General features: G+C 70.5%; 14 protein-coding genes. 7 read left to right on the top strand and 7 right to left on the bottom strand.

What is annotated here, in order from left to right; all coding sequences use genetic code 11:
• Together KBY71_RS13040 and KBY71_RS13045 are read left to right on the top strand one after the other, a co-directional pair.
• The coding region (locus KBY71_RS13040) for an NADPH-quinone oxidoreductase (protein ID WP_254929326.1) at positions 1-828 on the top strand (828 nt) is incomplete at its 5' end.
• The gene (locus KBY71_RS13045) at positions 818-1,273 is read left to right on the top strand and encodes a thioesterase family protein (RefSeq protein ID WP_254929327.1); all 456 of its coding nucleotides are present in this window, start codon (positions 818-820) and stop codon (positions 1,271-1,273) included. The genes KBY71_RS13040 and KBY71_RS13045, both read left to right, overlap by 11 nt.
• Here KBY71_RS13045 and KBY71_RS13050 read toward each other — a convergent pair.
• From KBY71_RS13050 to menA, 5 genes are read right to left on the bottom strand one after another with little or no spacing between them, the layout of a single operon-like run.
• Complete coding sequence (locus tag KBY71_RS13050) at positions 1,270-1,437, bottom strand: hypothetical protein (RefSeq protein ID WP_254929328.1); 168 nt, start codon at positions 1,435-1,437, stop codon at positions 1,270-1,272. The two genes, KBY71_RS13045 and KBY71_RS13050, sit on opposite strands and share 4 nt — an antisense overlap.
• A 7-nt stretch (positions 1,438-1,444) precedes the next feature.
• A complete protein-coding gene (locus KBY71_RS13055; RefSeq protein ID WP_190390331.1) occupies positions 1,445-1,723 on the bottom strand; it encodes a TM2 domain-containing protein in 279 nt (92 codons plus the stop codon).
• Positions 1,707-2,945 carry an AMP-binding protein gene (locus tag KBY71_RS13060; RefSeq protein WP_254929329.1) on the bottom strand — a complete coding sequence of 413 codons (1,239 nt, stop codon included), beginning with the start codon at positions 2,943-2,945 and terminating at the stop codon, positions 1,707-1,709. The genes KBY71_RS13055 and KBY71_RS13060 overlap by 17 nt, the downstream gene beginning before the upstream one ends.
• Positions 2,942-3,910 carry an o-succinylbenzoate synthase gene (locus KBY71_RS13065; protein WP_254929330.1) on the bottom strand — a complete coding sequence of 323 codons (969 nt, stop codon included), beginning with the start codon at positions 3,908-3,910 and terminating at the stop codon, positions 2,942-2,944. Before KBY71_RS13065 ends, KBY71_RS13060 begins: the two co-directional genes overlap by 4 nt.
• Complete coding sequence (gene menA, locus KBY71_RS13070) at positions 3,898-4,893, bottom strand: 2-carboxy-1,4-naphthoquinone phytyltransferase (RefSeq protein WP_254929331.1); 996 nt, start codon at positions 4,891-4,893, stop codon at positions 3,898-3,900. Before menA ends, KBY71_RS13065 begins: the two co-directional genes overlap by 13 nt.
• A gap of 74 nt (positions 4,894-4,967) precedes the next feature.
• Between menA and KBY71_RS13075 the strand changes: the two genes are divergently transcribed.
• Positions 4,968-6,401 carry an isochorismate synthase MenF gene (locus KBY71_RS13075; protein ID WP_396095477.1) on the top strand — a complete coding sequence of 478 codons (1,434 nt, stop codon included), beginning with the start codon at positions 4,968-4,970 and terminating at the stop codon, positions 6,399-6,401.
• Here the strand turns inward: KBY71_RS13075 and gshB are convergent.
• The gene (gene gshB, locus KBY71_RS13080; RefSeq protein WP_254929336.1) at positions 6,371-7,330 is read right to left on the bottom strand and encodes a glutathione synthase; all 960 of its coding nucleotides are present in this window, start codon (positions 7,328-7,330) and stop codon (positions 6,371-6,373) included. The two genes, KBY71_RS13075 and gshB, sit on opposite strands and share 31 nt — an antisense overlap.
• 29 nt (positions 7,331-7,359) lie before the next feature.
• On the bottom strand, positions 7,360-7,620 hold the full coding sequence (gene grxC / locus KBY71_RS13085; protein WP_254929332.1) for a glutaredoxin 3: 261 nt from the start codon (positions 7,618-7,620) through the stop codon (positions 7,360-7,362).
• Between the two features lie 124 nt (positions 7,621-7,744).
• Here grxC and prfB point away from each other — a divergent pair.
• From prfB to KBY71_RS13105, 4 genes are all read left to right on the top strand, one after another.
• A protein-coding gene (prfB, locus tag KBY71_RS13090) for a peptide chain release factor 2 (RefSeq protein ID WP_254929337.1) occupies positions 7,745-8,876 on the top strand; the annotation gives its coding sequence in 2 pieces (ribosomal slippage) (positions 7,745-7,822 and positions 7,824-8,876; 1,131 coding nt in all).
• Entirely contained in the window at positions 8,869-9,039 is a 171-nt protein-coding gene (locus tag KBY71_RS13095) for a DUF3285 domain-containing protein (protein ID WP_254929333.1), read from the top strand. Before prfB ends, KBY71_RS13095 begins: the two co-directional genes overlap by 8 nt.
• Positions 9,040-9,044: 5 nt before the next feature.
• A complete protein-coding gene (gene ybeY, locus KBY71_RS13100) occupies positions 9,045-9,650 on the top strand; it encodes an rRNA maturation RNase YbeY (RefSeq protein WP_254929334.1) in 606 nt (201 codons plus the stop codon).
• Positions 9,647-10,096 (top strand): diacylglycerol kinase family protein, encoded by a 450-nt coding sequence (locus KBY71_RS13105; protein WP_396095475.1) that lies wholly within the window; start codon positions 9,647-9,649, stop codon positions 10,094-10,096. The genes ybeY and KBY71_RS13105 overlap by 4 nt, the downstream gene beginning before the upstream one ends.
• The last annotated feature ends 77 nt before the right edge of the window (positions 10,097-10,173 follow it).

Below are 10,173 nucleotides of genomic sequence, written 5' to 3' on the forward strand. Positions count from 1 at the left end.
CCCTTCCTGGCCGACGTGGGCGCCCAGACGCCGTTTTTCTACATCTTCCGCGAGCGGGAGATGATCTACGACCTGTGGGAAGCGGCCACCGGCCAGCGGCTGATCAACAACAACTACTTCCGTATCGGCGGGGTGGCGGCCGACCTGCCCTACGGCTGGCTGGAGAAGTGCCTCGACTTCTGCGATTGGTTCGGCCCCAAGATCGATGAATATGAAAAGCTGATCACCAACAACCCGATCTTCCGCAAGCGGATTGAGGGGCTCGGCGTGATCACCAAAGAGATGGCGATCAACTGGAGCCTGTCGGGGCCGATGTTGCGCGCCTCCGGAGTGCCCTGGGACCTGCGCAAGGTGGATCACTACGAGTGCTACGACGACTTCGACTGGAACGTGGTCTGCGAACAGGAGGGCGACTGCTACGCCCGCTACCGGGTGCGGGTGAAGGAGATGCGCGAATCCCTGAAGATCCTGCGCCAGGCCTGCGCCATGATCCCCGGCGGCCCCACCGAAAACCTCGAAGCCCAGCGGATGGCTGAGGGCAAGGGAGGCCCCTCTTCGGCCTTTGAGTTTCAGTACGTGGCCAAGAAGGTGGCCCCCACCTTCAAGATCCCCAGCGGTGAGCTCTACACCCGGCTGGAATCGGGCAAAGGGGAGATCGGCGTGTACATCCAGGGCAACGACGACGTCACCCCCTGGCGCTTCAAGATCCGCGCCGCCGACTCCAACAATTTGCAGATCCTGCCCCACATCCTCAAGGGGGCCAAGGTGGCCGACATCATGGCCATCCTCGGCTCCATCGACGTGATCATGGGGTCGGTTGATCGCTGATTCCAGCGCCTGGTTGCTGCTCTGCCGCACGGTGCGCTTCGGCGACACCGATGCGGCCGGGGTGATGCACTTCCACCAGCTCTTGCGTTGGTGCCATGAGGCCTATGAGGAGAGCCTGGAGCGCTTCGGCCTTGCTGCTGGCGACGTCTTCCCGCGACCGGGCGAGAGGCCGGCGGTGGCGCTGCCGATCGTGCACTGCAGTGCCGATTTCCTGGCGCCCCTGGCCTGCGGCGATCCCCTGGCGATCCAACTGGACCCCCGCCGCCTCGACCCCGGATCCTTTGAGGTGCACTACGGCTTCCGCCTTGGCGACAAGCAGGTGGCCCGGGGGCTGACCCGCCATCTGGCCATCAGCGCCGACACCCGCCAGCGCTGCCCCCTGCCGGCCGCCATCCAACGCTGGCTCGAAGCCTCAAGCCTGGGCCAGGGGGTGCAGCCCCTCTAGGGCCGGCGGAACACATAGAGCAGGGCCGCCAATTGCAAGGGCAGCAGGGCCGCCAACAGCGCCAACGGATGCAGACCCTCCGGGGGCATGGCAGCTGCCGCCATGACACTCAGCACGGCCGCCGCCAGCAGGGGCACCAGGCTGCTCAGTCGCGCGCTGGTCATGGCTGGCTCAGAACCACTCCTTCTGACCATCCAGGTACTGGGCCTGGAATTCCGCGTCCGTTTTGGTGAGGTAAATGATCCCCTCGATCAAGCCAATCACCCCCATCACAAAACTGGCCAGCCCACAGGTGACCACGCCACCGGCCAACGACACCACCAACATGATGATGGCGGGTTTGTTGTACCCCAGCACAAACTTGTGCACCCCGAAGGCACCCAAAAAGATGCCGGTGAGACCCGCCGCCAGCTTCTTGTTGCTGATTTCGGTGTCAGAGAGGGTCGACATCGGCCGCTGCGGATGTTGGGGTCTGCACCGCTTCTAGCTCGCCAATCCAGGCCCGCCAACGGCTTCGTTGCCATTTGCCCAGCGCTGTCGGAGCCAGCTCGGAGCACAGGAGCCAGCGCCAGGGGCGCTCCGCCGGGGCCCAGCTGGCACACAGGAGCTCCAGGGCAGTGTGCAGCTCCGGCCAGGGGAGCGCACCAGGAGACGGCCGCACCAGGGCCAGCAGCCGCTGGCCCCAGTCGGGATCGTCCACCGGCAGGAGCAGCAACGCCTCCACGGGCAGCTCTACGGCCTGAGCGGCCGCCCGCAGCCGGGCCTCCAGCTGCTCGGGAAACACGGTTTCCCCACCGCTGGTGATGGCGCCATCGAGCCGTCCCAGCAGCTCCAACCCTTCCGGTCCCAGCTGGCCGGCATCGCCGCTGCGCCACCAGCCCTCATCCGTACGAGACAGGGGGCGCAACGCACCGTGCTCCAGCCAGCCCGGACTGAGCCGCCCGCTGCGCACCTCCACGGCCCCTGATGCGGCCAGCCGCAACTCCACATCAGCAAGGGGCGCACCGCAGCCCGCCACCCCCGCCAGAAACCGCTCGGGGGGAAGGGCGCACACCATGGCGGCCGTTTCCGTGGCGCCGTAGCAAGGGGCCAGCCGCAGCCGGGCCTGGCGCGCCTGCGCGGCGAGCTGGGGAGGCAGCGACGCCCCACCCACCCACACCACCGCCAGCTGCTGCAGCCAGGCCACGCCCTGAGGAATCGCCATCAGGCGCTGCAGCTGGGTGGGCACCAGGGAGAGCAGGCCCGGGCGGCCGGGATCCAACGGCACGGCGGCCGCCAACTGGGTGGGATCCCGCATCCAGACCGGGTCGAGGCGCCGGTGGGCGGCCCCCCACTGCTGGGCCCGCACCCAGGGCAGCAGGCCGCTGACGTGGTGCAGCGGCAAGGGGTTGAGATGCAGGCAGGCCCCGGGATCGAGCCCCCGCTCCTCCAGCCAGTGGCCGGTGGCCGCCGCCGCCGCCTGCAGATGGGCCAGGGGCTGGAGGCACCAACGGCGCCCCCCACTGCTGCCACCGCTGCCCAGCACCACCCCGGGGCCCCACTGCCGGCGCAAGGGATCGAGGCCCCCAGGGCCCACCGCCGCCGCCAGCGCCTCCTGGTCCCGGCGGGCAGGGCCGGCCAGCGGCACGATCTGGCCGGCGACCCAAAGCTGTTGAAGCTGCTCGGGCGTCATCGGGCCTGGGCTCCGGTGATCGACGCGGCTGACCACACCCCCTCAGGATCCCGGCTGGCCAGGCCCCCGGGCGCCTGCCAGCCCGGCGCCAGGCCGGGCGCCACGGGCGTGGGGCCCTCAGCCTGGAGGGCCGCCAGATGGTCGAGCCAACGCCGGCCAATCCCGGTTTCAAAGGCCGTGCTGAGCATCAGCCGCGACCTGCCCTGCTCGAGGGCCGCCAGCAGCGGTCGGGGGTCGCCCTCCTGGCTGGGCCGGCGCACCTGCCAGCCCGGCCAGCTCTGACGCCGGGCTGGCTGGCGCTGCAGGGACTCATCGAGGGCCACCGGCACGCGCTCGGCCAGGGCCTCCAGGCCGGCCTGATCGGCAGGATCGAGGGGCTGCTCCAGCCACTGCAGCCGCGGCTCATCCGCCAGCCGCTCGGCCCAGGCCGTCGCCGTCGCCCGGGACCAGCCGCCATTGGCATCGAGACGCAACTGCGCCGCCGCCGGCAGGCACTGCAGCAGCTGCTCGAGCAGCTCACGCTCCACGGCATCGGCCAACACAGCCACCTTCCACTTGAACACGGGTGCCGGCCCGCCCCGCTCAAGGGCCTCCAAAGCCGCCGGCCCGGCCGGCAGCAACCGGGCCGAAGCCGGTGCGGCCAGCCAGCGGCGCCGCGGCAGGCCAGCCAGCTCGGCCAGGGCAGCGCCCAGGGCGAAGGCCAGGGCCGGGGGCAGGCCGCCGGCGGCCAGGCTGGCTTCCAGGCCCTCGCTGGGACGGGCGGATCCGAGGGCCTCGATCGCCGCAGCCAGCGGGTCCAGCTGCCCATCGAGAGGGGCCGCCTCGCCCCAGCCCAGCTCCCCCTGGGGCCCCTGGGCCCGCAGCAGCCAGCCACGCCGCTGGCGCACCGTGCCCGCCGCCGTGGCCAGGGGCTGGGGCAGGGCAAAGCCAAAGGGCCGCCACTGCAGGCGGATCAGGCCGGCCACCAGCGCCCCAGGGCCAGGCCCAACGCCAACCCCAACCCATTGAGAGCCTGAAAACGCAGGGCCAGAAACTTGCTGCCGCTGATCCGGCCAGCCTCGTGGTGGTGGTCGCGCAGCAGGCGAATCAGGCGGCGGGCCGGCGGCAGGCCAACGATCCCCAGCAGGGCCGTGAGGGGCCAACGCTGGGCCACGGGCCCCACCAGCACGGGCGCCCACTGAAAGGCGAGGGTGCCCGCCACAAACCAGGGCACCAGCGCTGCCGCCGTGCCCGTCCCCAGGTGCACCACCGGCGAGCGCTTGCCGTTGGCGGCGTCCTCCTCCACCTGGTGGAAATGGGAGCAGAACAGCACCAGGGTGGTGGCCAGGGCGGGGCCGCTGCCCAGCATCAGGGCCGTGCGCCAGGGCACCACGGCCCCAGGCGCCGCAGGGGCCAGGGCCAGCAGACCGGCGGCGGTGGCCAGGGGGCCGAAGGCCAGCCAGCACAGGGGTTCTCCCAGGCCCTGGTAGCCCAGGCGGAACGGAGGCCCCTGGTACAGATAGCCCAGGCCGCAGCAGCCCAGCACCAGGGCCAGCACCACCGGCGAGCTGCGCCAGGCCACCAGGGCCATCAGCGCCAGGCCCAACAGCAAACAGCCATTGGCCAGCCAGGCCACCCGGTCGCGCCGACCGGTGAGGTTCACCAGCGAATGGGGCTTGCCATGGGTGTCGACCCCGGTGTCGGCATCGAACACATCGTTGGCCAGGTTTTCCCAGGCCAGCAGCAGCACCGCCGCCACCAGGAACAGCAGCAGCTGCTCGAGCCGCACGGGCTCGGCCCGGCCAAAACGCCAGCCGGCGGCGAGCAGCACGGGCATCACCGCCACCGCGTACATGGGCCATTTGATCGCCGCCTTCCAGAGCCGGCGACGGTCGGAGGGAGGGGCCCCATCGGGGGGAGCGCCCGGGTTGCTGGCGTAACGGCTTGCGACGACCTTGGGCACAGACATGGGGGCCGCAGACGGCAGCCACTGCAGGGCCCATACATTTGAGCAGCTCTTCGACGCGGCCCCGGCCCCTTCTGGTGCAGGCCTCCCATTCCTTCACCGAGTCCTCGGGTGATTCGTTCACCGAGCTGCTGGCCGTCGCCAACGCCCAGGCCCGCCAGTTGGAGGAGGACGGCGTGCTGAGCCTGGCGCTGCCCCTGGCCGGCGGCGACCCGATGCTGCTGCTGCCCCAGCTCGAACCCACCGCTGGCGACGGCTTCCGCTTTCTCTGGGATGGAGCGCCGGGGCTCTGCATCGCCGCTGCCGGCCGCACCAACAGCCTGGAGCTGAGCGGCCCCCGACGCTTCGAGCTGGCCCAACGCTTTGCCAGTGCCAGCCTCAGCCGCCTGGCCGCCGCCCCCCTGGGGCCGCCCCTGGCCCGCCCCCGGGTGCTGCTGGCCTTCGCCTTCTTCGATGCGCCCCTGCAGAGCGAACCGGATGGGGTGCCGGGCGTGCAGGCCGTGCTGCCCCGCTGGCAACTCAGCCGTCAGGGCCAGCATTGCTGGCTGCGGCTGCAGCGCCCCATCGGCGGCGGGGTGACGCCCCGGCAGTTGGCCGAGGAGCTCTGGGAACAGGCCCGCAGCCTGGAGCGGCTGGTGCCTGATCCGAGCACGCCCGATCGGCAGGCCCCCAACCGGGTGGGCCTGCGTTGGAGCTCCAGCTGGCAGGAGCGCTACCGCTCCGCCGTGGAGGAGGCCCTGGCGCGGGTCAACCGGGGCGAACTGGAAAAAGTGGTGCTGGCCGTGCGCCAGGAACTCCGCCTCGACGCAGCCCCCGACCCCCTTGAGCTGCTGAGCCCCCTGCGACGCCATCAGAGCGGCAGCTGCCGCTTCCTGTGGCAGCAGCGCCAGGGAGCCGCCCTGATCGGGGCCTCGCCCGAACGGCTGCTCACGGTGCGGCAGGGCCAGCTGCGCAGCGATGCCCTGGCCGGCACCGCCCCCGCGGGAGACCTGGCCACGGCCCTGCTGCACTCCCGCAAGGACCGCCACGAACACGAACTGGTGGTGGACACCATCACCGCCGTGCTGACCCAGGCGGGCCTCAGCCCCCGCCGGCCGCGCCACCCGCGCCTGGCACGCCACGGCCAGCTGGTGCACCTCCACACCCCGATCACGGCAGCCCTGGGCGCCCAGCAACCCCTCACGATCGCCGCGGCCCTCCATCCCACCCCCGCCGTCGCCGGGCTGCCCCGGCGCGAGGCCATGGCCTGGCTGCGCAGCCTCGAACCCTTTGAACGGGGCCACTACGCCGCACCGATCGGTTGGATCGACAGCGCCGGCGACGCCGACCTGCGCGTCGCCATCCGCAGCGGCACCCTGCGGGGCGATCGGCTCGAACTCACCGCCGGGGCGGGCCTGGTGCGGGGCTCCACGGTGGAGCGGGAGCTGCAGGAAGTGGCCCTCAAGCTGGGCGTGCTGCAGCAGCAGCTCAACCTGCCGGCTCAGCTGCGCAGCAGCCGCTCCATCGTCTGATCCGCCAGGGGAATCCCCGCCAACCGCTCCACCTCTCGCACCCCGGTGGGGCTGGTGACGTTGATCTCACTGAGCCGGCCATCGATCACGTCGATGCCCACAAAGAACAGACCTTCGGCCTGCAGTGCCGGCGCCAGCTCCGCACAGATGGCCCGTTCGGCCCCACTCAGCTCGGTGACCTCCGGAGAGCCACCCACCGCCAGGTTGCTGCGGAACTCACCGCCGCTCGGCACCCTGTTCACCGCCCCCAGGGGCTCCCCATCCACCAGCAGGATCCGCTTGTCGCCGGCGCTCACGCCAGGCAGGAACGCCTGCACCATCACCGGCAGTTGCTCCTGACCGGTCACCAGCTCCAGCAGGGCCCGCAGTCCGGGGGTGGCTGCGGAGGCAAACACCACCCCCTGGCCAGCCCGGCCGCCCAGGGGTTTGAGCACCACCTCCCGGTGCTCGGCCGTGAAGGCGGCCAGCGCCTCCACCCGACTGGCCACCAGGGTGGGGGCCATCAGGTGGCTCCAGCGCAGGGAACTGAGCTTCTCGTTCCAGGCCCGCAGGGCGGAGGGGCGATTCAGCACCCGCACCCCTTGGCGCTCGGCCAGCTCCAGCAGGTGGGTGGCATAGAGGTAGGCCTCATCCACCGGTGGGTCCTTGCGCATCCACACCCGCGGGAAGGCGGTGAGGGGCAGCCAGCGAGGCTCGCCAACCTCGAACCAGGGTTCGGGCAGGTCCCAGCCACTGGCGGTGGGACGGATGTCAGCCAAGAGCACCGGCTGGGCGAACACCTCGGCCTCGCCGCCGCGGGCCGCCAAGTCAGCGGGCGTGCATACCCACACCTGCTGGCCCGCCCGCTGGGCCGCCTGCATCAGGGCGACGCTGGAATCCTTGGTGGGCCGCAGCCGCGCGATCGGATCGATCACGAACAGCTGGCTCACAGGACCGGGTTGGGAAGGGAGCGGCAAGATCAAGCCCCCAGCAGGGCGTCGAGCTGGCCGGAGCGCTCGAGGGCATGCAGGTCATCGCAACCGCCCACCGGCTGATCATTGATGAAGACCTGGGGCAGGCTGCGTCTGCCACCGGCCCGCTCCGCCATGGCCTGGCGGGCCCGCTCATCGCCATCGATGGCGTGTTCGATGTAGTCGACGCCCTTGCGGTTCAGCAATCCCACAGCGCGGATGCAGAACGGGCAGGACCGCCACACATAGATCTCCACCTTTGCGGCCATCGCTGCCCTCTCGAACGGCCGGGATCCTAGGGAGGCCCCACCCGGCTCCTGGCACCCGCCATTGAGTACGGTCAAACCCCGTCCAGTGCCTCCTGCCGTGACCGCCGCCAGCACCCCCGCCGCAGTGCCGCTCGACCTCACCGACTTCAAACGCGACCTCTCCGAGCTCACTGACCGCCTGGGCCATGCCCAGGACTGTCTTTGACGTCCCTGCACTGAAAGCCCGCCAGCAGGATCTCGAACAGCTCGCCTCCCAGCCCGACTTCTGGGACGACCAGAAGCAGGCCCAGGCCAAGATGCGCCAGCTCGACGAGGTGAAGGCCCAGCTCGAGCAGCTGGCCCAGTGGCAAGCGGCCGTGGTGGATGCCGACGCCACCGTGGAGCTCTACGGTCTCGAGCCCGATGAGGAGCTGCTGGCCGAATCCAACGAGGCCCTGCAGAAACTGCGAGCTGATCTGGATCGCTGGGAGCTGGAGCGCCTGCTCTCCGGCACCTACGACAAGGAAGGCGCCGTGATCTCGATCAACGCCGGCGCCGGCGGCACCGACGCCCAGGACTGGGCCCTGATGCTGATGCGCATGTACACGCGCTGGGCCGAGGACCACGGCATGAAGGTGACCGTGGACGAGCTCAGCGAGGGGGAAGAGGCGGGCATCAAGAGCTGCACGATCGAGATCGAGGGCCGCTACGCCTACGGCTACCTGCGCAATGAGAAGGGCACCCACCGGCTGGTGCGCATCAGCCCGTTCAACGCCAACGACAAGCGCCAGACCAGCTTTGCCGGCGTGGAGGTGATGCCCCAGATCGAGGAGGAGGTGAAGCTCGACATCCCCGACAAGGACCTGGAGATCACCACCAGCCGCTCGGGCGGTGCCGGCGGCCAGAACGTGAACAAGGTGGAAACGGCCGTGCGCATCCTGCACATCCCCACCGGCTTGTTCGTGCGCTGCACCCAGGAGCGCTCGCAGCTGCAAAACAAGGAAAAAGCGATGGCCCTGCTGATGGCCAAGCTGCTGGTGATCGCCCAGGAGCAGCGCGCCGCCGAGATCGCCGACATCCGCGGCGACATCGTGGAAGCGGCCTGGGGCAACCAGATCCGCAACTACGTGTTCCACCCGTACCAGATGGTCAAAGACCTGCGCACCCAGCACGAAACCACCGACGTGCAGGGCGTGATGGACGGCGACCTCGATCCCTTCATCCAGAGCCTGCTGCATGCGGGTGTGGAGCTGGCCGGAGGCTCCGGCGATGACTGAGCCCCAGGGCGGCGAAAACCCGAGTTTCATCAAGCTCGCCATGCGCAACATGGTGCGCAAGGGCCGCCAGAGCCTGTTTCACTTCGGTCTGACGGCCCTCGGCCTCACGGGCTTCCTCGTGCTGATCGCTTGGCTGGGCCGGCCCCAGGTTCCCGGGGGCTGAGCGGGATGACGGCGGACTCCAACCCCACGCCCCCGGGCCCGGCCGCCACGGTCGACCTCGACCTGGCCTTCTCAGCCGACCCGGATCTGGAGCCGGGGCTGCTGCAAGCCGGCGGCACCTGGCTCGATCCCCTGCAGGGAGCGGATCGATGGCACGGGCTACTGGCGGCCTGGCTCGGCGCCCTGCAGGCCGAGCTGCCCTCCCAGCTGCAGTCCCCCGCCTACAGCCTGGGCCTGAGCCTGGTGGGCGACGCCGAGATCGCCGCCCTCAACGCCGACTGGCGCGGCAAGAGCGGCCCCACCGACGTGCTGGCCTTCGCGGCCCAGGACGACGATCTCGACGGCGCCGCAGCGTTTCCCCTGCTCCCGCAGGACGGCTCGGACGCAGAGAGCTGGGAGGGAGAACCCCTGGAGCTCGGCGACATCGTGATGTCCATCGAAACCGCCGCCCGCCAGGCCGCCGAGCACGGCCACACCCTGGTGCAGGAGCTGCTGTTTCTGGCCAGCCACGGCCTGCTGCACCTGCTGGGCTGGGACCACCCCGACGACGCCAGCCTGGCGGCCATGCTGGCGCGCCAGGAACGGCTGGTTAAGGTGCCTGCGGAGCCATGACAAGCCTGCTTCCCATCCCCCAGCCCGATCCCATGTCCCAGCGCCGGGGACGGAGACTTCGGGCTGGCGCCTGGAAGGTGGCCGGCGACCTCCCCGCCAGCTTCCGCTACGCAGCCCAGGGGCTGGCCTACGGCTTCGCCAGCCAGCGCAACTTCCGCATCCACGTGATCACCGGAGCGGTGGTGTTCGGCCTGGGGCTGTGGCTGCAGCTGCCCACGGCCCAGCTGGCGGTGCTGGTGCTCACGGTGGCGGCGGTGCTGGTGCTGGAGTTGCTCAACACCGCCACCGAAGCGGTGGTGGATCTGGCCATCGGCCGCCAGTTCCACCCCCTGGCCCGGATCGCCAAGGACTGCGCCGCGGCGGCGGTGCTGGTGGCCGCCCTGTCCTCGCTGATGATCGCCCTGCTGCTGCTCGTGCCGCCCCTGCTGAGCCGGCTGGGCCTTTGAATGGGGGCAGGCCAGGCGCGGCGATGCTTCTCGTTCTCGACAACTACGACAGCTTCACCTTCAACCTGGTGCAGTAC

The sequence above is a fragment of the Cyanobium sp. T1B-Tous genome, assembly GCF_024345475.1.
GTDB lineage: Bacteria > Cyanobacteriota > Cyanobacteriia > PCC-6307 > Cyanobiaceae > Cyanobium_A.